Source organism: Pseudomonas sp. YH-1 (assembly GCF_051990045.1).
In the GTDB taxonomy this organism is placed as follows: Bacteria; Pseudomonadota; Gammaproteobacteria; order Pseudomonadales; family Pseudomonadaceae; genus Pseudomonas; species Pseudomonas nicosulfuronedens.
On the sequence record NZ_CP178184.1, the window covers coordinates 5,888,757 to 5,914,047 of the forward strand.

Annotated in this window: 28 protein-coding genes; 3 read left to right on the forward strand and 25 right to left on the reverse strand. The window is 60.6% G+C overall.

Annotated features, from left to right (window positions below):
- Window positions 1-28 precede the first annotated feature (28 nt).
- A complete protein-coding gene (locus tag ACKI1H_RS26895; protein ID WP_138520349.1) occupies window positions 29-778 on the forward strand; it encodes a sulfite exporter TauE/SafE family protein in 750 nt (249 codons plus the stop codon).
- A gap of 3 nt (window positions 779-781) precedes the next feature.
- Here the strand turns inward: ACKI1H_RS26895 and ACKI1H_RS26900 are convergent, their stop codons facing one another.
- Window positions 782-1,261 (reverse strand): MarR family winged helix-turn-helix transcriptional regulator, encoded by a 480-nt coding sequence (locus ACKI1H_RS26900; RefSeq protein ID WP_138520348.1) that lies wholly within the window; start codon window positions 1,259-1,261, stop codon window positions 782-784.
- 392 nt (window positions 1,262-1,653) lie between these two features.
- Here ACKI1H_RS26900 and ACKI1H_RS26905 point away from each other — a divergent pair, with 392 nt between their 5' ends.
- Window positions 1,654-2,277, forward strand: coding sequence for a hypothetical protein (locus tag ACKI1H_RS26905; RefSeq protein WP_440466859.1), 624 nt, complete (start codon window positions 1,654-1,656; stop codon window positions 2,275-2,277).
- Window positions 2,278-2,287: 10 nt separating this feature from the next.
- Entirely contained in the window at window positions 2,288-2,977 is a 690-nt protein-coding gene (locus tag ACKI1H_RS26910) for an SOS response-associated peptidase (protein ID WP_440466860.1), read from the forward strand.
- Here the strand turns inward: ACKI1H_RS26910 and ACKI1H_RS26915 are convergent.
- The 24 genes from ACKI1H_RS26915 to ACKI1H_RS27030 form a co-directional block, all read right to left on the reverse strand.
- On the reverse strand, window positions 2,974-3,390 hold the full coding sequence (locus tag ACKI1H_RS26915; RefSeq protein WP_440466861.1) for a hypothetical protein: 417 nt from the start codon (window positions 3,388-3,390) through the stop codon (window positions 2,974-2,976). The genes ACKI1H_RS26910 and ACKI1H_RS26915 overlap by 4 nt on opposite strands.
- A 48-nt stretch (window positions 3,391-3,438) precedes the next feature.
- Window positions 3,439-3,984 (reverse strand): lysis system i-spanin subunit Rz, encoded by a 546-nt coding sequence (locus ACKI1H_RS26920; RefSeq protein ID WP_440466862.1) that lies wholly within the window; start codon window positions 3,982-3,984, stop codon window positions 3,439-3,441.
- Entirely contained in the window at window positions 3,981-4,514 is a 534-nt protein-coding gene (locus tag ACKI1H_RS26925) for a glycoside hydrolase family 19 protein (protein ID WP_440466863.1), read from the reverse strand. Before ACKI1H_RS26925 ends, ACKI1H_RS26920 begins: the two co-directional genes overlap by 4 nt.
- 9 nt (window positions 4,515-4,523) lie before the next feature.
- Window positions 4,524-5,255 carry a LamG domain-containing protein gene (locus tag ACKI1H_RS26930; RefSeq protein ID WP_440466864.1) on the reverse strand — a complete coding sequence of 244 codons (732 nt, stop codon included), beginning with the start codon at window positions 5,253-5,255 and terminating at the stop codon, window positions 4,524-4,526.
- Window positions 5,252-5,959 (reverse strand): DUF2793 domain-containing protein, encoded by a 708-nt coding sequence (locus ACKI1H_RS26935; protein WP_440466865.1) that lies wholly within the window; start codon window positions 5,957-5,959, stop codon window positions 5,252-5,254. The genes ACKI1H_RS26930 and ACKI1H_RS26935 overlap by 4 nt, the downstream gene beginning before the upstream one ends.
- Window positions 5,956-9,108: a phage tail protein gene (locus ACKI1H_RS26940; RefSeq protein ID WP_440466866.1), complete on the reverse strand. Its 3,153-nt coding sequence runs from the start codon at window positions 9,106-9,108 to the stop codon at window positions 5,956-5,958. The genes ACKI1H_RS26935 and ACKI1H_RS26940 overlap by 4 nt, the downstream gene beginning before the upstream one ends.
- Window positions 9,105-9,533 carry a C40 family peptidase gene (locus ACKI1H_RS26945; protein WP_440466867.1) on the reverse strand — a complete coding sequence of 143 codons (429 nt, stop codon included), beginning with the start codon at window positions 9,531-9,533 and terminating at the stop codon, window positions 9,105-9,107. Before ACKI1H_RS26945 ends, ACKI1H_RS26940 begins: the two co-directional genes overlap by 4 nt.
- The gene (locus tag ACKI1H_RS26950) at window positions 9,530-10,420 is read right to left on the reverse strand and encodes a DUF2163 domain-containing protein (protein WP_440466868.1); all 891 of its coding nucleotides are present in this window, start codon (window positions 10,418-10,420) and stop codon (window positions 9,530-9,532) included. Before ACKI1H_RS26950 ends, ACKI1H_RS26945 begins: the two co-directional genes overlap by 4 nt.
- A 56-nt stretch (window positions 10,421-10,476) precedes the next feature.
- The gene (locus tag ACKI1H_RS26955) at window positions 10,477-11,334 is read right to left on the reverse strand and encodes a DUF2460 domain-containing protein (protein ID WP_440466869.1); all 858 of its coding nucleotides are present in this window, start codon (window positions 11,332-11,334) and stop codon (window positions 10,477-10,479) included.
- Window positions 11,334-14,513: a phage tail tape measure protein gene (locus ACKI1H_RS26960; RefSeq protein ID WP_440466870.1), complete on the reverse strand. Its 3,180-nt coding sequence runs from the start codon at window positions 14,511-14,513 to the stop codon at window positions 11,334-11,336. Before ACKI1H_RS26960 ends, ACKI1H_RS26955 begins: the two co-directional genes overlap by 1 nt.
- 2 nt (window positions 14,514-14,515) lie before the next feature.
- On the reverse strand, window positions 14,516-14,782 hold the full coding sequence (locus tag ACKI1H_RS26965) for a DUF1799 domain-containing protein (RefSeq protein ID WP_440466871.1): 267 nt from the start codon (window positions 14,780-14,782) through the stop codon (window positions 14,516-14,518).
- A gap of 47 nt (window positions 14,783-14,829) precedes the next feature.
- Window positions 14,830-15,222, reverse strand: coding sequence for a phage tail assembly chaperone (locus ACKI1H_RS26970; RefSeq protein ID WP_440466872.1), 393 nt, complete (start codon window positions 15,220-15,222; stop codon window positions 14,830-14,832).
- A 46-nt stretch (window positions 15,223-15,268) separates the two neighbouring features.
- A complete protein-coding gene (locus ACKI1H_RS26975) occupies window positions 15,269-15,916 on the reverse strand; it encodes a phage tail protein (RefSeq protein WP_440466873.1) in 648 nt (215 codons plus the stop codon).
- Window positions 15,917-15,981: 65 nt separating this feature from the next.
- Window positions 15,982-16,401: a phage tail terminator-like protein gene (locus ACKI1H_RS26980; RefSeq protein WP_440466874.1), complete on the reverse strand. Its 420-nt coding sequence runs from the start codon at window positions 16,399-16,401 to the stop codon at window positions 15,982-15,984.
- Entirely contained in the window at window positions 16,398-17,009 is a 612-nt protein-coding gene (locus ACKI1H_RS26985; protein WP_440466875.1) for a hypothetical protein, read from the reverse strand. The genes ACKI1H_RS26980 and ACKI1H_RS26985 overlap by 4 nt, the downstream gene beginning before the upstream one ends.
- Window positions 17,006-17,395 carry a hypothetical protein gene (locus tag ACKI1H_RS26990; protein WP_440466876.1) on the reverse strand — a complete coding sequence of 130 codons (390 nt, stop codon included), beginning with the start codon at window positions 17,393-17,395 and terminating at the stop codon, window positions 17,006-17,008. Before ACKI1H_RS26990 ends, ACKI1H_RS26985 begins: the two co-directional genes overlap by 4 nt.
- Window positions 17,392-17,886: a DnaT-like ssDNA-binding protein gene (locus ACKI1H_RS26995; protein WP_440466877.1), complete on the reverse strand. Its 495-nt coding sequence runs from the start codon at window positions 17,884-17,886 to the stop codon at window positions 17,392-17,394. The genes ACKI1H_RS26990 and ACKI1H_RS26995 overlap by 4 nt, the downstream gene beginning before the upstream one ends.
- A gap of 2 nt (window positions 17,887-17,888) precedes the next feature.
- On the reverse strand, window positions 17,889-18,908 hold the full coding sequence (locus tag ACKI1H_RS27000; protein ID WP_440466878.1) for a capsular polysaccharide export protein, LipB/KpsS family: 1,020 nt from the start codon (window positions 18,906-18,908) through the stop codon (window positions 17,889-17,891).
- Between the two features lie 44 nt (window positions 18,909-18,952).
- Window positions 18,953-19,945 (reverse strand): major capsid protein, encoded by a 993-nt coding sequence (locus ACKI1H_RS27005; protein ID WP_440466879.1) that lies wholly within the window; start codon window positions 19,943-19,945, stop codon window positions 18,953-18,955.
- Window positions 19,946-19,964: 19 nt separating this feature from the next.
- Complete coding sequence (locus ACKI1H_RS27010) at window positions 19,965-20,723, reverse strand: hypothetical protein (RefSeq protein ID WP_440466880.1); 759 nt, start codon at window positions 20,721-20,723, stop codon at window positions 19,965-19,967.
- Window positions 20,724-21,045: 322 nt separating this feature from the next.
- Complete coding sequence (locus tag ACKI1H_RS27015) at window positions 21,046-21,294, reverse strand: hypothetical protein (RefSeq protein ID WP_440466881.1); 249 nt, start codon at window positions 21,292-21,294, stop codon at window positions 21,046-21,048.
- Window positions 21,295-21,303: 9 nt separating this feature from the next.
- Entirely contained in the window at window positions 21,304-22,419 is a 1,116-nt protein-coding gene (locus tag ACKI1H_RS27020; RefSeq protein ID WP_440466882.1) for a phage minor head protein, read from the reverse strand.
- A complete protein-coding gene (locus tag ACKI1H_RS27025; protein ID WP_440466883.1) occupies window positions 22,420-23,793 on the reverse strand; it encodes a DUF4055 domain-containing protein in 1,374 nt (457 codons plus the stop codon).
- 4 nt (window positions 23,794-23,797) lie between these two features.
- Window positions 23,798-25,291 (reverse strand): terminase, encoded by a 1,494-nt coding sequence (locus ACKI1H_RS27030; protein ID WP_440466884.1) that lies wholly within the window; start codon window positions 25,289-25,291, stop codon window positions 23,798-23,800.

Here is a 25,291-nt window from a genome sequence, read left to right on the forward strand (position 1 = left end):
CGACCAGCCTCCAGAGCGGACCACCGACATGGATGCACTGCTGCTTGAATCCTCCGCCATCGGCCTGATCCTCGGGCTGCTGCTGGGCCTGACCGGCGCCGGCGGCTCGCTGGTGGCCCTGCCCCTGCTGCTCAGCCTGCACCTGCCGCTGCACGACGCCATCGGCGTCAGCCTCGGCGCCGTCGCACTGTCCGCGGCCATCGGCGCGGTGCCGCGTGCACGGCAGGGCCAGGTGGCCTGGAAGCCGCTGTTCTGGCTGGTGATCACCGGCTGGCCAGGCAATGCCGTCGGCCAGTGGCTGGGCAAGTTCGTGCCGGACGCCTGGCTGATCATCGGCTTCTGCCTGCTGGTGCTGTGGTCAGCCTGGCGCATGTGGCAGGGGTCCAGCCAACCGCGAGTGTCCGACCAGCCGACGCGCAACGGCCCACTGCTGGGTGTGGGACTGGCGGTGGGCATGTTGTCCGGCCTGATGGGGGTGGGGGGTGGCTTCCTGATCGTGCCGGGCCTGCTGTGGTTCACCCCGCTGTCGATGATGGCCGCAACGGCGACTTCGATGGCGGTAATCGCCCTGGTGTCCGGTGGCGGCTTCCTGCTCTACCTCACCCATGCCCAACCGCCACTGCCGTTGCTGGCCTGCCTGGCGGCGGGCGGCGCGCTCGGTGTGCTGTTCGGCAATCGACTGGCAGTACGCCTGGGCGGCGCGACCTTGCAGCGCCTGTTCGCGTTGATGCTGGTGGCAGTCAGTCTGTCGCTGGCTGCGCAGAAGCTGATGAGCTGAAGCCTAGAACTCTTCTTCCTCGACGCCCACTCCCGGCGTCTCGAACAGCTCGGCGGCGCGCAGCAGGCCCGCGAGGATCGCGTGCTGTTCCCATTCCGGCAGCCCGGCAAAGCGCTCCAAAGCATGCTCGGGCAGCAGCGTCGGCCCGTTCCTGAGCGCCCGCCGACCGACCGCCTCCAGGCTCAGCCACTGCTTGCGGCGGTCATCGTCGTCGCGCCGACGGGTCAGCAACCCTTTGCTTTCCAGGCGTGTCAGCGCGCTGGAAATGGATGACTGCGACAGCGCCACCTGCCGTGCCAACTGACCAGCGGTTATCTCCCCTTCCAGGTCCACAACCTGCAGGATCAACAGCTGCAGCGGCGTCAGCTCACCGTCGCGACCCAGGCTCTTGGAGTGCACTTCCGCCGCCTGCTGCAGCCGTCTCAGGGCCTGCAACATGGAGAGTGCGTGGGCGTTGCGCATCGCGGTCTTGCTCTCGGCCATCTCAGTCCACCTGCTGCTCCGTCATTTTTTCTCAATGAAATCAGATAGAACTCTCGCCAGATCGACGGGTCATCCCCTAAGGCCTCCATGAGGCGCCACCCACTTCATCCCCAACGGAGAACCGGTAAGGACATGTGCGGAATAGCAGGAGTACTAAACATGCGCCCTAGAGGGGATTCTAGGGCCTTCCACAGCCCCTGAATCCCCCTTTAGATCATCGTTTTGGTACAAAAAGTGGTACGAGCTCACCCCCGTCTCGCCCGTTCTGGGCACCTCTTCCATCCCCTCCCAAGCTTCACCTAAACTGTATATCCATACAGCATTACATCTACCCCACCATGCACCCTGAACTCACACAATGGCACGTGCGACTGAACAGCAGGCGTGACCTGATGGCGCACCCAGAGGAACACCGCCAGGCGCTAACCGATGGCGCCCAGTCTCTTCGGGCCCGCGGCGTGGTAACCGCCGACGAATGGCTGGAGCTCTGCGACCTGATCACCGGCGCCTACTCCTTTGCGATCGAGCAGCGAGCCTCCGAACTGTTTCACCAATCGTCCGCGTACGACGTTTTCGATTCCACCTGGTGCAAGGTCGGAACTGCCACACGTGGGGTCCTGCTGTTCACCGGGGCGAAGTGGCCGCTGCTGATGCGGCACGGTGATGACGGGCACCTCCAAGCATTCAGCGGGACGGGCTTCACGTTTCTCGCCGGATCACTGCAGGGCCTGGTGCTGACCATGGAGAACGGTCGTCGCTTCACCCTGGTCGAGGTCGGCCGCTACTTGAAGGGTGGCAAGTACGTCGAGGCAATCAACGACCCCGACTGCTTCCGCCTGGCCCTGGATGCGATCGATGCGGCGCGCGAATCCGGCGACACCGCCAGAGCGAACCGCCTCAGCGAGCGGGCGCGCGTGAGCCCCTTCCGGGTTTGCCCTTCCTGCCTTGACCGCTTCGACGGGCGGGAGGACTGCGTCCGGTGCGCCGGTCTAGGCTTCATTCGGGTTACGGTTTGAGGATCGAGGGATGTGCGGGAGATACGTGACGCCAGAGGAAGCCGCCATGGAGCGGTACTGGCATATCGGGCGGGGGAACTCCGGGCGCTGGATTGATCGCGCATACAACGTCGCACCGACCAGCCAGGTGCCCATGGTGCTCCTGAACGAGGCGGGAGAACAGGAAGTCGTGGCTGCCCGCTGGGGGCTGATCCCGTTCTGGTGGAAGAAGGACAAGCTGCCGGCGCTGACTTTCAACGCACGGAGCGAGGAAGCGCCGGACAAACCGATGTGGCGGGATGCGATCCGGCACAAGCGGTGCCTGATGCCGGCGGCTGGCTGGTATGAATGGAACGAAAAGGAGCCGGTCGAGAACAAGGCCGGCCGGACCGTAAACCAGCCCTACTACCACCACGCCATCGACGGCGACGTGCTGGCGATCGCCGGGATCTGGTCGACCTGGTCACCGCCGGAGGGAGAGCAGATCACCTCCTGCGCGCTGCTGACCAAAGAGGCCGAAGGGCTGGTGTCGGCCGTGCACCACCGGATGCCGGTGATCCTGGCGCCTGAGCAGTGGAAGACCTGGCTATCGCCGAAGACCTCGCTGGAGCTGGCCTACGACACCATCGCCCTAGCAAGGCGGGACTTCGAGGCCTACCGCATATCGACGGATGTCGGCAGCGTCAGGAACCAGGGCCCGCAGCTGATCGAGCCGATCTAAGGCTCATCCTTGCCGAGGCTTCCCAATATGCGTCGCTCCTCCTCTTGCAGCCGGCGCAGGCCCTCGACGCAGTTTGGAACACAGAAGTCAGGAGGTGGGGCCTGTCTTGCTTCTGCTGGCAACGGTGGAATTGCCCAATTCCTGAAACCAGTTTTCGCCTCTGCAGAGAGTTTGATAGGAGAGTAAGCCGTTACTACCTCGAGAGCCCATGACCGGAGAGCCTCATCTTGGCTGCTGCCCTTCTCTCGCAATATCTCCATGGCCATAACGACATAGTCCTTTTTAAGCCCATCATCGGCAATTTGCCGTTGAACTACATAGCCCGCGATTGCAAGGACAATCGGAATCGCGATCGAGGATGCGATTGCAGTGATGGATTGAATCTTCTCTAACGTCGTCTGCTCGCTGGACATTTAGCGGTCTCTTCCTTGATCTGGGGAAAGAACCTGAGAGTATCCAGGTCATCGTTCGAAGGCATCTAGCTGCCTTTCTATCGGATCGCCGGATATTACACGGACATAGGCCTGACAGGCCGTCAGTCGCCGGATGGCGTCGTCTCCTCGGTTGGCGATGGCGACAATTCGTTCAGCAGATCGCGGGTCAATGTCGGCTCGACTGCCTGCATTACCCACGCTTCCGGTGCTGGCGGTACCGGGCACTTGGGCGGCGGGACTGCAACCACTGACCTTGACTGACAGCCGGCGCTGAGCAGTGAGCAGATCAGCACGAAGCTGATCGTTCTGAGCCTTGGCATCGGTGTACTCCTGATATTGTGCGGCACTCTGCTGCTGGATCGCCTTTGCGAGCGCCTGGCGCTGTTCGTTGGCTTCCTGCTGAGCCTTGGCTGCGGCGAGGTTGATCGTGCTCAAGTCAGCCTGGAAAGCGGCCCGCTGTTGCTCGATCTGCTGGCCAAGCCTCCACCCGTTGGATATCCATCCGCCGGCGGCGGACAGGAACAGCAGCAGCGCACACAGCAGCGGCTTCCAGCTGCTGGCCAACCACGTCACGCCAGAACTTCCTTGGCGCGAGCCCAAAGCTCTAGGCGCTCACGCTGACCGTTCAATCCGCCATTGATGCGGCGTGTGATTTGCTCGAACTCGCCAGCGTCGGCCAGTTCGTTGAGGCCGCGGTTGCTCCACCACCAGGCGGCAGACGCCGCGGCCCACTCCGGCTGCTCGAGCAGTTCCGGAGCATCCAGCAGCGGCACGCCCAGCGCTGCCCCCGTCTTCCGGTAGTTTTCCCGCCCGGTGATCTGGATCAGGCCGCGGCCCATGAAGCGCTTCCCATCCCCTGGCTGGGTGTTGCCCAGGTCCTTACGGCCTTCATAGCGAGACTGTGCAGGCGTCGGCCCCCAAATCTCCTTCACCCACTTCAGCTGGCCCGACTCATGCCCGATCTGGGCAAGGAAAGCCGCCTGGCGCGCCGACGTGGTGATCTGGTACCGCTGCATCGCCCTGTTGAGAGCAGGTACAAAAACGCCAGCTCTCTGGCTGGCGTTGGGGTAGATGCGCAGGAGCTGCGCTTCGGTGATTGGCATGCTGACTCCTTAGCTGTTCGGGTACTCGCTGGTTGGGTATCCACCCATGACGGCGAACCCCTTCGATATCCGGGCATCGTCAACACGGCCAGTGAAGAAGAATGACGGCGTGCCAGAGTTGCGAATGGTCCCGATGTAGCTGTTGTCTGCATAGGCATAGAGAGTCACAGCAGCGGCATAGCTCAGGACCTGGACGCCATTGATCTCGGCTGATAGCACTCCGGATTTGCGCTTGGCTCGCACGTGGGTGTACGTGTTCAATGGCAACGTTCCGCCGGTGGCCGACGCAGAGGTGTTGTGCCATGTGGCTACGCCAGTACCGAGAAGCACTGTCAGCGCACCTGTGTTACTGATCGCCATGCGCACCTGGGCATAGGTGGTCGAGTTCGAGTTAATTGCCGCCAGGATGGCCACCGACCCGCCGGCAGGGTATGCCTCAGGACGGAACCAGCCTTCGACGGTAAAGTCTCCGCTGCCGAAATCGAAGTCGCTACTGCTCCCGGTGCTGACATAATCCCCACTGCCATCAAGCAGAAGGCACCCTGAGCCGAACTGCACGTTTGATGTGCTGATCTGGGCGTTACCCGCTGCGGTCCAGGTCTTCCCCTTCTCATCGGTGATCGTAGTGCTGCCGTTCGTGCCGTTGAAGTGCAACAGGGAGCTGACGTTAGCCCACGGCGGATCGCTAGGCGTGATGTTGCCTGCAGCCCCATACGACAGGATGAGCTGCTGAATGCTCATGTCAGGCCAACCCCACTGATGATCCACTCGGTAGCAGTCACCTTGAGGGCGGTGGCCATGCCGTTTGCGGCCAGGGTTCTCGAGCCGGTAGCTCCGGAAACTGCAAGCCGCATCGTGTCCGTGGTGATCGCGATGGTGATGACCCCGGCACCGTTCTGGTTCACGAAGGTGACGGTATCGCCCACGTTGAAAGCCACCGAGGCGTTTGCCGGAATGGTCCAAGTCCGAGCGGTAGTGTCAACGCTTGGGTGAAAGATGTGCTTGCCCGCGTCACCAAGGATCAGGGTGTAGTTGGCCGATTGGCTGTTCTGGGGGATGTTCCCAGTGCCTGAGCCGCCCCCGCCCGTCTCCGGAAGTGCCCACGCACTGCCAGTATGTCCATAGACCTTGGGCACGTTGTTGGCATCAAGCTCATCGAGTACCGATGCACGCCACCCCTTCGCCGGCGTGATGAATGACCAGGCACCAGCAGCAGCTGACCAGTAGGCAATCTTCCCTGCCTGCCCTGACCACGCCCCCGTTGGGCTGCCGGCGACGATATAGGCTGCCTCGTCTGCCGGTGAGCCGGGTGGTGTAGCGAGGTCCTTGTCGACGATCACGCACTGAACCAGTTGGTTCAGCGTCATGAAGGTCAGGTTCGCCAGGGTCTGGTTGGCGGCGTTGTTCTGCAGCAGCTCAAGAGCTAGCTTTGACGTAGCTGTCACAGGGTGATCTCCAATGGATAGCCCCTGCCTACTACGGCACTGAGCTGGTAGATGCGGAAGGTGATCGACGACTGCGGCGATCCGAAGTCGGTCGTCTGGTTGGCGGCTGAGTACGACCAGGCGGGAGAAGTGACCGGGATCGTGCGCTTCACAGTGGCCCCGGACATCACGTCGATTTCGTAGGCCTCGCTGGTTTCCCCAACCGGGGCCACGATTCCGTTCGTCCACCAGGTGTTGCTCAGCCGGCTCCGGCGCGTGAACGTCCCTGAGAAGTTGCTGGAGACATCACGGCTGCCACGGGCATACACCGGGGACAGGCACTCAAGGTTCACGCCACGGTAGGTGAAGGCCTGGTCGGTGGCGGTATCGATGGACTCACCGGTCGTAACCGCGCGGTAGGTGCGAGCCGAACCGATCGACTCCACCGGCATGCCGATGAAGATATTGTCCGGGTCCTCGAGCAGAACGAACCAATCTCCGCTCTGGTGGAGTCCTGACGCCCACTCGGTGCCACGCTGCCCGCGCACGAAGTCAGACACCAGGTACGTACCGTCGGACTGCAGGGCGGCGTTCTGGAAGCGTACGATCTCCCAGCGCTGATCATTCCCATAGGCTGCATAGTTCACGCCTGCCAGCATCTGGTCGCGTGTCACGCTTTCCAACTCGCCGGAGATCAGGCTGACGATGATGCTGCGCCGGTCGATGACCGTGCAGTTGCTCACCGGCAGAGTCCCTGCAACCCGGCCGAACGTGCCGCGGCCGTCGAACCCCTGCAGGTCGCTCCAGGTCTGCCCGCCATCTGGTGACTGAACCAGCACGCCACCGGTCCACCCATCGGTGTATCCGCTCATCGTGGCCACGAATCCAGGAGTGTTCTGGATCGTCTCGTTCACCACAGGAATGTCGAGCAGAAGAGCTTGGGACGGGCCGTCGAGTGGGATGGTTCCGCTTGGCCCAGGCCCTGGTGCGCCAACTGCGCGACTTGTATAGAGCGGCGCGCTGTTTGCCCTGGCCTTGCAGGTCAGGCGTCCGTCTTCTTCATAGTTGACCTCCGTCTGGCGCAGTTCGAAGGTGCCAAACTTTGCCTGAACAGTTACGACGTCAGATGGCTCAAGCGCCAGGTAAGTAGGCGGCAGCGAATAGCTGAAATCGTCGCGCTCAAGCCAGCGAAGGAACAGCAGCTTTTCTGCCATTTGAGCGATTTCGTCATCGCTTAGGACAAGGGGGATATCACGCTGCTCGATGTTGACGGCTGAGGTGTTGAGCCGTTCATAGGCTTGAGTCGCAGAGCCGTATTCTCTGGTTGAGCTGAGCGCAGTTATGGTCACCTTCTGCGGAAGCTGGGAGTCCATTTCGCGGCTATACGGCAACGAATCCCCAATCTCATCCCCGTTGGCTGCTGCAAGGTCTTCCCATGGGATCGTGGCCACAGGCGTTTGACCGCGCGGGACGAACTTGATCTTGTAGCCGGACGGCACGACGTCGAATGGATAGGCGCCCTGCAGCGGTTCGATAACAGATCGAATCGTTCCACCCGAAACTCTGTACCCGTTGATCTGGGCTGTGAGAAGCGAGACATCCAGATCGCCTGGGCCGATCAACTCGGACAGCAAGCACTCAGCGAACACCACATCTGCAAGATCAGTGACACCTGGGCTTACCGGTGCCGCCAGATAGAACTGCCGGTAAGGCCTGGCTCCAGCCTGCACAGCATTCCAAATGATGACCATGCTGCCGGATGTGATGATGTTCGCCTGGCTAGTCCCGTACCCTGCCGGAAGAGTCCAGATCAGCTGATAGGAGGTCGGAGTGACCACATACACATTCGAAGAGAGTATGTAGATCACGCCGTCCTCTACGGCGATCCTGGTGGTCGGTCCAACACCGATCGATGACGAGTAGTTAAATTGGTCGAGAAGCACCAAGTCCTCGTCGAAGATATAGACCTTCCTTGATACAGCTGAAACTGCGTAAATCTTCCCAGAGTCGTAAGCAAGGCCACCGACACGCTCGATGACATTGGAAGTTGCCTCAAGATCTGCCGTCAGCACATACGGTGCTAGCTTGTACTTGCGTAACCTGCCATCCGTGCTGTTTGCCCCACCAAAGACAATGAAGTCTCCATTCTTCACGAAGCGTGCATCTGTCGCGCCATAGTCGTAGGTAGAGATGCTGGTGAAGTTTTGGTAAGTGCTACTCCAGTAGTAGTATGAGCCACTAACTCCATTGGCAAATGAATCCTCATCGGACTGCCCAATGGCGAATGGTTGATTGCTTGCCGATGAAATGGTGGTTTGGTAGTACGACTTCCCGGCGATAACCCGGTACACATCAACTAGGCTGGTCGGGTATGTATTGTCCCAGCGCCCGATGTAGGCCAGCGACGACTCTCCACTGAAATAGGAAATCTGGCCGTTCCAGTCAGGATTGTTCGCGCTTGGATAGTTCGGAATCCGATCAGACTCGAAGTACTGATATGGCGCATCTGCAGCGGTAAGAAGTTCCACCTTGAACTGCGCAGCCTGAAGCGTGTTGGAGTAATCAGCCAGAGCGAAATCGTAGAAGACGAGGTAGGTGTATCCTCTGAAGGCTGGGGCATTGCCAACGCCAACATCTGCCTCGTAGCGCGGATCGGGAAGCTGATCGTCCGTACCGGTATACAGCTTCCAACCCTTGGCCGCCTGATTGCTCGCGATGATCGTCTCCAGATCATCGCTGCCGGCGTTGTAGATCAGCTTATCGCCGCACCAGATACGGCGAACGCCGGCCACCTCTCCCTGGCACAGCATGAGCGCGAAGGTCGCGAAGTAGGTATAGGTCTTCGTGGTCGTACTGCTGCCACCGCCCTTCCCTCCGCTCTTTTTCTTCTTCACAACCTCCTTGAGTTTGTTGTGCTCCAGCCAGACGACGTTACCTGCGAGCGCCACCGTCCCGTAGATGCGCGGGATGTTCGCGCCGTAGGTCGACTGCTGCCAGGCCAGATCATTGAGCCGGGGGCCAGAAACGGTAGGGCCTTTCGGCGGATCGAGCATACCCCCGATGCTGGCTCCATACGCCGCACCATATACAGCGCCGGCCGGCCCGCCATAAGCGAAGAACCCAACGACTGCTCCGACAATCGCGCCGCCGATCTGCCCAGTGCTGCTCATTGCAGGCCCTCAAAGCGATAGGCACGAACGACTCTGGCGCGCCAGAGGCTGTCGATTCGGTGGTGCGCGACTCCTCCGTGCATTTCGCTGGCATGGATGACGCACGGGTAACCGGCTTCATCTCCGGCATGGATGGCGATGTGTTGCGGCTGTTTGGTCATACGCATGACGAGGATGTCGCCCCTTTCCGCATCACCGACATCGATACGGCGGAGTGCCGGCTGGCCGTCGAGTTGACGCTCCAGCTCGCCACCGAATGGGGTGCGCGGGTATCCAGTTGCGTCCTGGTGAGGGATGCCGAGGGTCTGGCAGATGAAAACGAACAAGCCGGCGCAATCCATGCCAAACCCAAGAACGCGGCCCTGATGCCGAAACGGCGTCCCCTTTGCCAGCAATGCGGTGTTCACGACGTCATCGCGAGTCATGCGCCCCTCCCGATCTGCGTGTATTCCGTTGGCGCAGGAATGTGAGGGAAGGCGTTCATGTTCTTGACGTTTGCCCAGGCCTGGCAGTCGACCAGGCGCTTGCGGCAGCCAGGAATGATTTCGTAGGCGTCGCCTGGCTGAATTGGGTAGTAGGCAGCTTCGTGCAGAACGATCTGCCCGCCAGCGGTGGACTGCTTGATCTGGATTGGCTTCAGCCCTGCATTTGCGCCGGAGGTGAAGCGCATCTGCCCGGCTGTGAAGTACTCATCGACCTCGGTGCGCCCGGTATCCTGGAACTGGTACTGGTTGGTTACCGCGGTGATGGTGCCGGTGCGCAGGAAGGTCGCCAGTTGCGGGCCATCTGGTGCAGATCTAGGGCCAGTGCAACGACTGCGAGTGGTGGCAATGAGGTTGCCATCCAGGGTCTGGTCGAACAGCGTGTTTTGGCACTGCGCCGAATAGATCGGCCCGACTGTCTGATTCAGGGCATCGATAAGCCCCATGAACTCAACTACCCATGTGTCATCCCTTAGGGTTGCCTGGCCGAATGTGAAGACGGTGATCGCCTCCTCATCCTCTACCGGAGCCGTCCAGCTGGTTGCGAACACGTAGGCCCGTGCGCTATCCCACTTTCCGACAGCAACCTGATCTCGATCGAGCATGCCAATCGCAGAGCTGACGATGCCCTGCAGATTCACGCTGTCAGGCGACATGCTGGCGGTGGCGCCATAGCCCGTCCACTCAAAGCCAGAACCTGCCAGATAGGACTGCGTATTGCTCATCACGAGGTCAATCGGATAGGTCGTCCAGCGCAGCGTGGTCCCATCCTGAGCCACCAGACGGACGCAGATCGTCCTCGTCTGGTAGTCGGCGACGTGTGCTTTCATAGGGCTCCAGAAACGACAAAGCCCGCACATGGCGGGCTCAGTTGGAAGGCTTGGCGTTAGGGGTTCAGGAGTTCCAGGATCTGGATTCCAGTGGCGTCAATCGTTCCCCAGTCGGAGAAGGCGCCAGATAGGTCGGTGTCGAAACGGCAAGGGATGTCGAAAAGGAAACCAGCTGTGACAGCCTCTCCGCTCTGCGGCGCTGTGTTCACAGTGCCGCCGCTCGTGTAGTTGCTGAACGCAGTGGAGTTGATGGCTACCGTAATCGTTCCTGCAGTTCTGGCAGTGATCAGGGCGCGGAGACCATTAATCTGCGTCATCCCTTCGCATCCGGCGATCCGCACGCTCTCGCCGATTGCCATGCTGTTGGCCACAGTGATGACTGTGGTCGAGCCTTTTGTGATGCCTGTGATGGTGCCGGTCTTGTTGGCATTGAGCGGAACAAGTCCGGTGGTGTAGTCGACCGAATACATGGCCGGCGGGTAAACGGTTCCACCCACTCCGATCAAGGCTGTCCCGCTCACCGGCTTCCTGATCCGGCGCCGCGCGCACATTGGGTCTGCAGAATTCCCATACCAGCGCATCAGCTGATAGGTCGTCCCGCTCACGAGCAGCATTGGCTGGTCGAAAGCCGTCGGGTCCTTGTCGTAGTTGTTGCTGGAGAAGTCTTTGGTGTCCTTCACCCGGAAGCCACGGAACATCCCGTTCGCCCGGGTATAGAGGTCCAGAATCTTCTGACGCACGAAGCCGATATCGCGCTTGTAGGCGATGTCATAGCTCAGCTGCACGAAAGGATGGCGAAGACTCCGGTACTCGTTTCCACCAATCGTGGTGATGGTCTGAACCGAGTGGTTCTCGCTGAAGCTGCCACCCCAGTCGATGGTTGTCGGCAGGCGCTCTTCGAGGAATGCGGCCATTAGCTGAACCTCGCAGAGCGCTGGATGGCACGATTGATTTCACGGCCGATGGTTGCCCCGGCCTGCTTCCGCTCACGCTCGCTTCCATCGCCGGACACGTTGATGTGGAACACGTTGCTAGTGCTGTTCCCACCCTGCATGCGACTCGGCTTCGTATGGTCGATCACTGTTTCCTGCGGGTGCAGGATCGCCATGAAGCCACCCTTCCCGTCCACGCCGCCAAGACGCGGGCTATTCCCTGTGTATCCACCGCCGTCAAACCCGTAGGCGCCCTTGTATCCAGAAGAACCACCATCAAATAGCCCGCCAAGCCCACCAAGCAATCCCGCCAAGCCTCCACTTCCATCCTCCCCACCAACGGCATAGGCTAAGGCCTGGCGCACCTGAATACGGATGAGATCGGAGATGATCGAATCAGCCAGATCGCTGAAGCTCAGCTTTCCGGTGCGGACGAACTCCACAAGGGCATCTTCCGTTCCCTTCAGGGCGTTGTTGAACAGATCGTAGGTCTGACCGGCGACATCCTTTGCCGAATCGAGGTAGTCAGCGAAGGACTCCTTGGCGCCGTTAGCCCAGTCGCCACGCATCTTGTCGAGCTTGCTGTAGTAGTCCTCGTTGGCTGCAAGCGCATCGTTCAGCCCTGACTTGATCTCGGCTGCTGCGGTCTTGTACTGCTCCGAGCCAAGGAGGTCCTTCGGAGTGGCCTTGTCCAGTTGAGCCTGGTAGCGCTGGAACTCGCGGAAGATGGTGGCTTGGCTGCGAACGCGCTCCAGTTGCTCCTTACCCATGCCGAAGGCGTCCAGCTGACGCTGATACTGCTCCTGACGGCTGTCATTGGAGGCAGCCATCGTCTCCTGGAGTTGGGCCGAGCGCTGCTCTAGCTGCAGCAACTCCTTGCGTTTCTGGACCTGATCGTCCAGCGCAACGTTCATCTGTAGCTGGGCGTTGATGGCGTCCTGATTCGCCAGCAGAGACTTCTGATCGGCGGTGAGCTGACCCTTTCCTTTCAGGTCAGTGATCAGTTGTTGGAACTGGACCTGCGCCTTCTGAGAGGCAGTAAGCTTTTCCTGGGTGCCCAGTTGCGCCTGAAGCTCAGCTCCTTGTTCACGAAGGGATTGCAGCATCCGCGTAGCTGCATCATCGGTGAACGCCTTGGCGCTAGGAGCATTCGGTGCTTTCGGGTCCTTATACTTGGACTCAATGTTGGCGATGTTCTTGGCAATCCGGTCTTCATCCAGGCGCGCATCGTTCGGGTTCGCCTTACGGATGTCTTCGAGTTGCTGCCGGTACTCCTTGATCTCCTTGTTCCGCTTCTCGGCATTGGTCAGGAACTGCTTTTCGATCGCATCGACTTCGCGCTGGGCTGCGATGCCCTTGTCCTGCTCCTCGCGGTAGTTCGCTTCTGCCCTGGCAATCGCCTCTTGCGTCTGCTTCTGCTGCTCAAAGAAGGCCAGTTCCTGGCGGGAGTCACCTTCACCGCCGCCACCAAGGCCAAGCTGGAAACGTGCGCGCCCCTGAGGGCCAGACGAGCCAGCAGCAGCAACCTCTGCCAGTCGATCACGGAGTTGTTGAATGCGCTCGTCAAGCGTCGCCTCGCGGCCAATATCGAGAACGGCGTCCCAGGCATTCTTGGCCGCCGATTTGACTGCATTCCAGGCGGTTTCAATGGTGCCGAGGCTTTCTTTTACCTTACCGGCCCGCTCGTTGAGCGCGTCAGCATAGGCATTCTGCGCCGTCTCTGCCGCCTCATCGGTGCGCCCCTGCTCCTGCAGCGCAGCGATCTGCTCGTACACCGCGGCAGTGAGGTAGTGGTACTGCTCGTTCAGCTCCTGCGAGGCCTTCACCGGGTTATCTGCCAACTTGGCGAACTCAGCCACCGTTTCCGAGACTGCTTTCCCTGTGGCGCTTTCCCAAGCTACCGCAGCAGTAGCCAAGCCTTCCAACTGGTCCTGGGCGAACTTGCCGGAGGCAACGAACAGGTTCAGCGCATCAGCGGCTTGGCTCGTCGTGCCTGACGTGGCACTGATCGCCTTCGCCATGCCTGCCAGCTCACTGGTCGTCGTGCCCGCAGCGTTACCAGTGGTGATCAACGACTTCGCAAACGCTGTCTGCTCATCACTGCCTTGCTTGTAGGCCAGGCCAAGAGCGCCAACCGCTGCTGCCGCCAACGTAAACGGGTTGATGAGCCCGACGGCATATCGCCCAACCGCAGAGAAGGCAGGGCCAATGCCGCCGAAGGAGTCCTTAATTTGCCCTCCCTGCTGAAGCAGGACTGTGAAAGGACTCTGTCCACTCGCAAGGCCAACAGAGATGTCGGTGAATTGCGCCGGGAGCATCCGCAGTGCGGCGGCTGTCTGTTTTGCCGAGACGCCTGTGCGCTTAAGCTGGTCGTCTGCGTTGCTCAGTGCATCTCGCGCATCTTTGATCTTTTGAGAGTAGATGCCAAAGTCTTCGGCTCCGATTGCCCCAGACGACTTGAAGCCACGAAGGCTCTCTTCCATCTTGTCCAGGCGACCAAGAGCACCAACTACAGGGTCAATACGCCCCAGAAGCTCAGCGAGCGCATCGCTTTCGTCCTGTACCGCCTTCGTAACCCTGGCAGTGCTCGCCGGCAGATGATTCGAGGCCGTCGCAGTCTTAGAAAGCTCCTCGCGATATCGCTCGATCGAGAACGCAGCAGTCTGGAACGAGGTAGAGGCATTCCCGATTTGCGTGCTAAGCGCAGAAAAGTCGAGCCGCCCAAACGCCGAAATCAGAGGGTCAATTTTCGCAGCCAGAGCCGTCAGGGCATCGCTCTGATGCTCGATTACGGTGGTCGTCTTCTCAACCGCTGGAGCAACTGCAGTTGCTGTTGTGCTGACCTTCGCTGACTCGTCACGGAACTTACCAATTGCCAGTGCGGCAGACTGGAAAGCACCAGACGCAGACTCGATCTGCGTGCTGATTTTCGTAAAGGTCTGGGCTGCAGCATCCTGCCGCGCATTCAGCTGTTGCAGCTCCTTGATGATCTGACCGGTATCGCCGGAGATCTTGGCGGCTGCTTTGCTCCACGCGTCGCCAGCCTTGTCAGCTGCGCCTTCGGACTCCTTGCCCTTCTGGTTCAGATTATCAAGATCATCGGCAGCCTTTTTGACGCTATCCGTTTTGATCTCAATACCGAGCGAGGCGATATCAGGCATGGCTAGTCCTTGGCATGAATGACGGCAAGTGCTGCACGCTCAAGAACCTGGACGCAATCAAACACGTCGCGGCGGTCCTTTTTGCGGACATCCTCGAGCTTCATGACGATGGGAAGTGCGGAGTAATCGAGGCCAGAGGCGCCGGACATGCCGACGCGCCACTGGGTGCTCATGGACTGGAAAATGCGGAGAGGAAGCCAGTTGTCAGGGAGTACAAAAACGACTTGTTGATCCCTGAAGTCTTCGGCCGTAAACCCAAAGGTAGCCAACTCGCTATCGGTAGGCGCTCTCCGATAGATCGCCTCGGCTACCTCTGTCAGTTTCCCAGGCGGGCTGGGTTCAGGCCTTCGAAGTACGCCTTCTTGATGGAGTCCAGGGCGGTAATACTGCTTTGAAGCAGCCTACGGCTGGAGTCCTCATTGCATTCGTCATCGAACTCCCAGGCGCTGACAAGATCAGCAACCTCCTTCGCCTCAATGCCGATCTTCAGTTCGACGCGTTGCTTCATGCTTAGCTCTTCGCCCTTCGTCTCCAACTCCTCGGCCACATCCTTCCGGCGCAGCTCCCACTCTTCCAGTAGTTCTGCAATCTCGGATTGAGTGCGATATTTGAAGGTGAAGCCGACCTCAATGGTCCCTCCGCCAGCACGAGCAATGGTTACTGGCGCGGTGAAGGTCGGGTCTTGGGCGATCTTGAACTTTCCAGCCATGGGCTCTCCTGAAACTAGAAAGCCCGCTTTCGCGGGCTATTGGTGATTACGATGCGTAGCGCACAGGCTCGTTGAGCATCGCCAGCGAGAGCGTCAGAGCCATGACCTGGTTCTTGGTCAGAGTCGGCGTCTTGTTCAGCGAAACGTACATGTTGTAAAGCAGGATGCCGCCGCTTGCGAGGGTGATCCGGAAGGCGCGCGGCAAGCGATCATCATTCGCGGCCTCGATCACCGGGTACTGCGGCAGGTTCGGGTCGTCGGCGATTTGGAACGACAAGGCAGATGCAGATTTCACAGTCGGGATCTGAGTTTCGAAATCCTGCTCCATGAACGAGTAGGTAACGAACTGCTGATCGCCGCCGGAACTGGAACTGTCGAGAACCTGGGCGACCTGCTGGAAGGTGGTCGCCTCACGAGCAGAGCCGATACCGCTGCCGGCCGGGTACAGGGTGGTGCTGATGGTATTGATCCCTTCGAGCACGAAGGTATCAGTGGTGACCGCCCCCACTCGGACGACCTTGTTGTTCAGCCGAGACCAGCCAGAGGTAATTTCGATGATATCGCCGACGGCAAAGCCATGCGCGGTGCTGGATGCTACGGCCGGATTGGCATTGGTGATGGCAGTGATGGTTTTGGCGGCGCCATAGGCAGATGCCATAGCAACCGTCGACCCGTTGGGGAGTGAAACGGCCATGGTGTAGTCCTCTCTTTGGACAATAAAAAACCGCCTCTCGGCGGTCAGGGGTGCCCAACGGGCGGTTAGATGACGTCGGCCCGGTACTCAAATGAGACAGGGATGGTGATGATGTCGGAATCTTGAATGGCCGGCCCCTGCGAGCACGGTGTCCGTATAAAGACGGTGAATGCAGACTTACTCAGGGGCAGGTTGTTCGGGAAAAGCGTTCTTAGCTCATCGGCGATGCCTCCTGCCTCTCCGGTGCCGGTTCCTGACTTGGTAACGATGCTTATCTGAAACACCCCAAAGAAGGCCTCGTGCACTCCTTCAAGGTCTTCGCTATCAGAGTCGGCTGGGAGCAGAAAGCAGCGAAGGTAGGTCTTGCCGTCAGCAGGTGGGTCGAATGGCACATTCTGATATGCAATCCGGAGCGCAGGAGCGCGCGCCGCAGCCCACGTCTTGAGCCGCCCTTCATACAGGGCGCGGATGGTCTTCTGACTCAATCTGGAAGCTCCTGAACGGCTCTGTTGACGAAGCTTTGGAACTCGGCGACGGTGACGCGCACCATGCCAGCAGGCGCTTGGCTCGAATGCCCGTATTCCAATGGTTGGGCATATGGAACGTTGTTCATAAGCCAAATTGATCCGACTTCTGAGTTAAAGGTCTGGATAACGGCCAGACCTTCCTGTTTAGTTTCGTTGCCCTGCTGATCTACGCGCTCAAGCTCTCCGGTTTTCGCCACATTGAACGAGACCTGCCAATTCCCCCGGAATCGGCCGCCCACGTAGTTCTTCCCAGATGTGAGCGGGAACTCCTTCTTCAGCGCGCGCTGGCTCTTCTCTCTGGCCAGTCTTACCGTGCTCTTGAGGTTCCCTTTCTTCGTGTAATTGGCCGGATTGGATTTGATATCGGCGTTTATGGCACCGACGAAAAGGTTATGAGTTTCTCTCGCATAGACCGCGGCCTTGTTTGCTGCCCATAGCTCAGGATTGCCGACCGGGGACCGGTCAACGATCTTGTTCAGCATGTCAATCGAGACCTTCTTCACCACCAGATCGGCGTTAGCCTTCGCCTTCTCGATGAACGCGTTCAGGTCTAGGGAGAAGCTCATTTCCGGCCTTGCACCTCAAAGCCGACAGCCAGGCCCGCATAGTTCCAGGGCTTCACCGTCTGAGCGATGTACTGCTGGCCGTCAAAGAGGATGATGTCTAGGGTCAGCGGTTCTGGCGTATCTGTACCATCGAGCAGCAAAGGCGACACAAGGAACAGGACGTCACCAGCCTTCACAAGGCTCCCGTCTATGTCCTTCAGGTCGTACTCCTGTCGGAATGCCGACCCGGCATAGTCGACAGTCGTGTCCGTGGACGTGCCAGTCTCTGGATCATACTCACCTGCAGTGCGCTTCCGCAGGGTCATCTCCAGGCCTTTTCCGCCGCGACTGCGTGGCGCTAGTTGCCTGGCCGCCATGGCCTTGGCACGGTCGTAGATGTCGCTCATGCACGCACCAGGCGGCCGTTGTACGGGCCAAGCGAATATTTGGCGAAGAAGCCGGACGATTGCCTGCCTGCAGCTGGCTTCGCCTTGTAGCTGTTAAGTTCCGAGTACTCAGTTTCCAGGGGGCCTACCTTCTCGCGAGAAATGGCGCCCTGTCGCTCTTCCGGCGGGTCGATATCGTCCTGGTGGATTTCACAGGCAAGCGCCATCTGCCCCATCTTGATGTTGCGAGGCAGCGATGCGCCATCCGCCATGAAGCCACGGCGGATGGCGTAGTTGCGCGGCCACGGCAGGCCCTGCTCGTCATGAAGCTGGGTACCGACCCACTCCATACCCCACATGGCAACGCCGGCGCGGCGAAGGATTGCCTCACGCGCGGTGGTGTCATCCGGGATTGTCCAGCCGTAGTCACTGGCGAACTGCACCAGTTCATCTACGGTGGCGAAGGAATCGGCATCAGGCAGGCCGGCGCCGGTCTCGATGACGAGCGCCATGATCAGGCCTTACCTTTTGCCAGAGCGTCGGCGGCAGCCTTCTTCAGGCCTTCTGCGACGACAGTGCCATCAGCGCGGACGACGGAGTAGTTGCCTCGGCCCTTCTGGACCACAGTCAGCATCTGCTCGGTCTCGGTCTCGGTCTCGGTCTCGGTCTCGGTCTCGGTCTCGGTCTCGGTCTCGGTCTCGGTCTCGGTCTCGGTCTCGGTCTCGGTCTCGGTCTCGGTCTCGGTCAGAGTGTTCGTGACCTCTTCAACCTGAGCAACCACAGCAGGCTGGCCGAGCAGCTTCTCTAGCACGAAGGCGGCAGCAAGGCCCTCCTCCATCTCCGGTACCGTCCATTGGCCGTAAGCTACGCGGGCGAAATAGGCCTCACGGTCCTTGAGCTCAACGCCGGCATAGGGCGCCGGGCCGTGGGCCTCGACCGGAACACCTGCGAGAAGCGCGTCATGGCCGATGTTGCTGTTCCAGGTGACGATCTTGCCGGCACGGGCTAGAACGTCTGCCAGTGGCTCAGCATCGCCGCCAGCAGCGGGATGAGCACGGAACTCGTCATGCTCGACGGTTTCTGTCCAGGCCTCCAGCTTCGCCTCGGTGTCGAACTGGTGGGCTGCATCGCCGATGACCTGGGCGCAGAGAATGACCGGACCATCGCCCTTCACAGGCTTCTGGATATCCAGCCCCAGCGCCTCAAAACGGTCGCTCGGGCATTCGAATTCGGGGATCTTGTTCAGGCCGCCAAGGCCGACCTGCCAATAGCCTTCTGCATCGTCAGCGGTGGCACGGTTCAGGTAGCCGTAGTCGATGACGAGGACCGGCACGTCGCGCTCCTGGTAGTCACGCAGCGCATCGGCGCCCTTGCCGCGCAGGCCAACGATCACAACGAGATCGAAGTCCTCGATGCAGCCATGCCCGTAGTCCGGCAGAGAGCGGAACAGTGCGCGCTGGCCCTGCAGTTCGAAGCCATGCTTCATGGCCACAGCGGCAACCTGGTGGTCCCGCGCGTAGATACCGATCTTCATTGCAACCTCCAAAAGAAAGCCCCTCCGAAGAGGGGCTTCTGGCCTTAGCGGCTCTGGATGACCACGCCCGCGAAGTCCTTGAAGGAATCGCGGTTCGGGTCCCAGTTGGTGCCGGTACCCAGAGCGGTGTCGGTGGGGTTGGCAGCGCCGTTGGCGATGTCCCACTTGAAGCCGCGGACGCCCAGGTTGTAGGCGAACTCACCCTGCAGGCGGGTGATCAGGTTCTCGTTGCCGGTCACGTTCTCGATGACCAGTTCCTCTTCCTCGGTGTTCTCGACGATCAGACCACCGGCGGTGAGGCCGAGGGTGTAGTAGTCGGTCACAGCGGTGGAACCGGAGCCGGAGTTCACGAGCAGCGCGTCGGAGTCGGTCACCAGAACCGGGCGGTTCAGGGTTACCGGGGTACCGGTGGCCACGTTGAAGTTCGACACGCCGTCGATGTTGGAGGTGATCTGGTTCTGCACCAGGTCGTAGTAGGCCTTGGAGTGCATGACCCAGCACACGATCTGGCTGCCGGCGTCGCCGAACTTCGACAGGCCGGAGACCAAGCCAGCGGTACCGAGGGTGCCGTTGGTGGGGATGGTGTACTTCACCGATGCCTGGGCGTTCAGAGCGGCGCGACCGGCACGCAGGGCGGAGTTGAGCATTTCCACCTGCATGGCCTTGGCTGCCTGCTCACCGAGGATGAAGGACATCTCGTCTTCAGCCAGGCCGGCCATGATCTTGCGGAAGGCGTCCTTGGTCTGGTCGACCGGGCCGATCTTGCGGTTCAGCTTGACGCTGACCCATTCGTCCTGGGTCATGCCGAGAATGGTGGCGGCCGAGGTGCTGGTGGTATCGCGACGGGTGATCAGGTTCGCGACGTTCTTGAAGAACGCCTGTTGCGAGTAGTCACCGCGGCGGCTGATGGTGGACAGGGCGATCGCGCCGGCCGAGGCCGCGTTGAACGCGTTGCTGTTCTGGGTCAGGGTCTCGATGACGCCCGCCTGGAACTGGTCCTGATAGACCTTGAAGTCAGAAGCTTTGCCTGCGGCCATGATTCATTCTCCCAATGGCTTAGGCGGGAAGCGCCAGGTAGGCGTCTTTCCCGTTTTTGCTGATGTATTCGGCCTTCTGCTTGGCGGTCATCTTGGACCGCGGGGTGCCCGGCCGAACGTCGCTACCAGTGCCGCCGGCGCCGCTGCCACTGCCGTTGGCAGGGAACCAGTGCGGGCGAGTCTCTTTCATCTCCGCGAACCACTCCTTGAGGGTCAGCGGCTTGCCGTCTTTGCCGAAGCGACCTTCTTTGGCGATGGGGTTGCCCTCATCGTCCAGCTCGAAGTCGCGCGAAGCAGCCAGCATGGCGTCCTCCATGGCGAACTTGTGGACGCCCGCGTCGGTGGCGGCGCCGATCACTTCGCCCTTGAGCACGCGGGAAGCGAACTTCTCGGTGCGGGACTGGTGACGGGTTGCCTCGTCGCGAGCGGCCTGCAGATCGCGGTCATAGCCGGACTTCATGCGCTCAGTGCGCTTGCTCAGGACTTCGTCGATCTTGCCCGCTGCGATGAGCTGGGCCTCTTCGTCGTCCGAGAAGCGCTGCAGGATGGATTTCACGGCCTCGGGGTCGATGCCGTCGAAGGTCTTCAGCTTGTCGCCCTGCTCTTTCAGCTTGCCCAGGAGTTCGGAGTTCTTGGTCTTGAGACCGCCCACTGCCGCAGTTACCTGCGCGTCGATCAGAGCCTGGATTTCCGGGGTGATCTCTGGCCCTTGGCCGCCACCACCGTTACCGCCGTCGCCGCCTTCTTCCTGCATGAACAGCTGCTTGAGTTGGAACATGTGTTATCCCCTTGGGACTGTTGGCGCCCTTGGCGCATAAAAAAGCCCCGGCATTGCCGAGGCTGGAAAGAAAAAGCCCGCTCAGTGGCGGGCTTTGGGTGATTGATCCGGCTAAGTGACTGCTCCGGGCTTACCGTGTGCTAGGTGAGTGATTCTCGGATCGAATCCAACTGATGAATATCGTCCCACGAGAGCCCCTTCTCCAAGAGTTCATCCGGAGTAAGCTCGCGCAGCGCTCGTATCAGAGCAACTCGAGCGGCCGGCGGAAGCTTGAGAATTGAATCTTCGGACTCATCATCAGCCGGTAAAGGAATTCTGTAGCTCATCCGACCACCACCCTCTCGCCCTTCATGAAGCACAGCGCGCAAAGCAGCTGCTTCGTGCCTCCGGAGGGCTTGCTGTTCTTGATCATGACGCCGATCTTGGTCTCGATTACCTCGATGCAGCCGCAGCGGTGGCAGCTGACGGTATAGCTCGGCCTGGATGCCTTCACGCGATCGATCACGCGCTGCTTTGGCGTGTCCGGTGGCGGCGTGCCGTCGATTACCTTGAATGGGTGCTTATCGGTCATGCAGCGATCTTACGCCGCAATATCGGCGAATGCAGCCTCATCCATCTCCTTCAGTTGATCGATCGTGTACCACTGGCCGGTCGGGCTGTAGAAGTCGTCCAGTTTGATGCCGCCCGACTTGTAGAGCTTGAAGCGTTCAGGGCCAAGCACCTGCTCAATGCGGGCATCCGACTGTTTGCTTAGCCACTGGTTGTAATCCTGATCCGCCGGCACCTGGCCATCCATCGAGGCACGCTGCGAAGGCGTCATCTCATCGATCGGGATTCCCAGCTCACGCCACGACTTTGTGACTGGCGAACTGGTCGAACGGCAGTTGAAGTGCAGCTTGCCTGGGCCTTGGAGCCAGGGAATCTTGTGCCCGATCGGCTTGTGCGTCTCCGCGGTGTATTGCAGCTGATCGCGGATGCGGCACTGCGCCGACGTCTTCGTGTCCAGTGTGCTGACCCATATCTCAGCCTTGATGATGTCGCTGTTGGCCGAGGTGAACTCTTGCCGTGCAGTCGCCGCGGTGTGGCTGATGGCCGTGCGGACGACCGTTTCCAGGTCCTTACGAGGCCGCTGAAGGAAGCCATCTGCATACTTGTTCGCCCGAGTACCGCGAATCTCGCTGACGATCTGTGCGACCGTCTTGCCTTCCATGTAGCCCTGGCGCACCGCGTTGCGCACCTTGGCCAGGCGGTCGGCTTCGATGGTCGAAGCCCAGTCACGCAGCAGGCGCCCCTGGAATGGGCGAGCCATCGCCGCGGCATAGGCCTGCTCGACGCTGACCTGCGCAATCGGGAAGTGAACCTGCGCCGGTGCCGGGATCGTGGTCTGGAACAGCTGGTACTGCCAGTTCAGCTCGTAGCCGGCCAGGTCCTTCAATTCCTTGCCGAGCTCCTGCGCCACTTGGGCGTACGCTGCCGCATTCACCTCGCGGACCGAATCCAGCAGCGTCTCCAGCCGCTCAACGGTGAACGACTCGGCAGGCATCCGATCAAGCGCTTCAGCCAGCGCAACCATCAGCCGAGCATCCGATCGGTTGAGCGTGGCGATGATCTTGCGGACCACGCCAAGGCTGTACTGCTGCAGCGAGACGGCGTGAGCGACCGACTCGTCCTGGATGACCTCGTTGACGGTGGACACTTAAAGAGTCCCCAGGGGCGGCCCTTGGTCAGCGATGCGTTGCTGCTCTTCCGCCCAGTCAAGCTCACTGGAAAGCACACCGCGGCGCTGGTACTCGTGGAACAGCGTTTCGTCGGACAACCTGCTCTGCGCAGCCATGTTCAGCAGCAGCGGCATGGTGGTCTCTGGCACGTAATCCGTTTCGAAGTTGCCGCGCGCCTGGACGTGGCCGCCCTCAGCCTCGCCGATGTAGTCCGCCATGATCTGAAGCATCTGGGCCACAGCATCCTCGAACTGCCCGGACATCATCTGCAGCGGCGACATCTCGATCGCAGCGTCTTCCTGGGCCTGCTCGGCGGTCTTTGGCGCGGCATTCTCCAAGCGGAGGAGCTTGGCGCCGGCGATGCGCATCTCCTCAATCATGTCCTTCAGGGAGTCTCGGCCTGCCTCAATGGCCTTGCCGCCGTGCTCCACGTAGGTGAGCTTGGCGTCCGGGTTGTCGTTCTTGGCCAGCGTGCCACCGCCGATCACGATGGCGTGGTCCTGTTCGAAGCCGGCGCCGAACAGGATTGGTACCCGGGCGTAGTGCAGGATCGTGTCCTGGTCGCTCTGGCTCTGCCAGTGCTTCACGTTCAGGTAGGCCAGTTCCATCAGCGGCGGCTTACCGGTGAGGAAGCCGGTGCGCTTGGTATAGAACGGCACGATCGGGACGTAGCCGAGGCTGGACGCGCCTTCGTCGTAGAGTGTCCAGGCGTCCTTGCCGTCGTTCCGGTAGATGGCCCACTTGCCGGGCTCCAGCACGCGCACCTGCTCGACAGCCTGCTGGGCGAAGGCGCCCTGGTCTTCGTAGACGCATTCCAGGTACCGGAACTGCAGCAGTTGACCGCCGGACTCCTTCCAGCCCAAGACCTGCTCAGGACGGATGTGGATCGCGTACGGCCGGGCGCCAGTGGTGATGACGTCCGCCTCGGTTACGATAGTCTCGCCGTCTGCCTCGCTCGCTGGGCTCTGCGGATAGTCGACGTAGACGAAGCTGATTGCCTTGGCCAGGGCATCTTCGAACCAGGCACGGCCGAACACGGTGCCGCTGTTGCCCTGCTGGTCAATGTCCTGCCAGTACCCCTTCAGCCGTTCCGGCACGTCATCCATCAGGTGGATCGGCTCGGCGAACACCCGGCTGCCCATGTTCATCACGGTTTCCGAGTAAGCAGGCAGCAAGGTCGACGTCATCAGGCGGCACTTGTACGCCTCGGAGTCCTCCGCCGGCCAGCGCGGCAGCAGCGCTTCACCGGCAGCACGCATCGCCCCGGTCCCGCCCATCAGCGGGCTGACGATGGCCCAATGGGCACGCATCTTCTGCACGTCGTCGCTGACGATGCTCGGATCATCGCTCATTGAGTTACATCCTTAGGGGCTCGGAGGTTGCTTTGCGTACGCGTTTGGTCTTGGCCACTGCGAAGTAGCGGAAGGCGTCTGATCCGTGGGACGACCAGTCATGCAGGGGCTTGTCCTTCCAGCACCCGTGCTTCTCGTCCCACTCCTTGCGGTAGTTCTCCAGGGCGTTCAGGCCCTCTTCGCACATGGCCTCGTCGAAGGCGCAGCGCGGCAGAATCTCGCGGACCTGCTCAATGCCTTCGTCGACACCAAGCTTCGGGACCACGTTGAATTTGATGGCGTATCGCTGGCCGTCGATCTCGTAGCCTTCCTTCGCCAGTTCTCGGCGGGTCTTGCCGTCGCTGCCGAATTCGCGGTTGTCGATGTCGTGCGGGCCCCAGTGCTCTCCGTAGGAGTAGCCGCGCTCCTTGGCCTTGTCTCGCAGCACCTTGAGGTAGTGCCGCAGGCCCTCTCCGCTGTTCTCGTAGTAGTCGGCGACGTGGAACTCTTCGCCAACCTCTCGAACGAACCAGATCGCGGTGGAGTCGCCAACACCGATATCCCAGAAGGTGTGGACCGCCTGGTGACTGTTGTCGGGCAGCTCTCCGATGCGATGCTTCTCGTAGAGCTTCGAGAACTGCTTGGCGTAGTAAGCGCCTTCGACCGACTGCTGGAAGGCCTCCGCCGGCGTCGACGGGTATTCCCGCTTCATGTCATCGCCGAGGGTTCGTTCCTTGGCGACGTACCAGGCCTTCTGGCCTTCGCTCAGCTTGATGCCGTGCTTGGCCTCAAGCTCCTTGAAATAGTCCTGCAGGCGCTGCGGTGCAGGCGATAGCGGCTCAACCTGATACTCAGGGCTGCGCCACCAGGGGAAGAAGAAGAACTTCCAGTCCAGCTTGCCCAGTGGCGCGCCGGTGATCTTCTGCTTTTCGGCCGCCTGGCTGAAGTCGAAGAAGTAGCCAGCCCGACCTTCTGCCGTCGACTCAATGGTGACGACGCAATCAGCAGCCACTGCCTCAAAGGCACCAGTGACAATCTCCCGGGCCTTGTCCGGGTACTTGGCGCAGATCTTCCCGAACTCGGAGACGTGCAGGTATCGCAGTGTGCCGCCGCGGAAGGAGGTGCTGACGTACAGCGATCCGCCCTTGGCGAACACCAACTCGCCGGCCGCATCGTTCCTGGCAGGGTTCGCCTTCCTGATCTGCTCGGGCAGATGGTCGTAGGCGTACTTCACCTTCTCGCGGAACAGGCGCTTGGCGTCGTTCAGCGTGTGAGCGATCAGCGCGCACTTGGCCGACTCGAACAGCGCCGCATCCAGCTGGATGATGCACTGCTCAGTCGTGAAGCCCAGCTGGCGGGCCTTCAGGATGATGTTCCGGGTGTGCAGCCCCTCGAAGTAGTCGAGCTGCTCCGGCGTCATCCGGAACCGAACCTTCTTACCGTGTCGATCCGTGATGAAGTAGAGGTTGTTCAGGCGCCATTGCTTGTCCCTGAGCAGCTTCAAGTGCTCGGGCTTCAT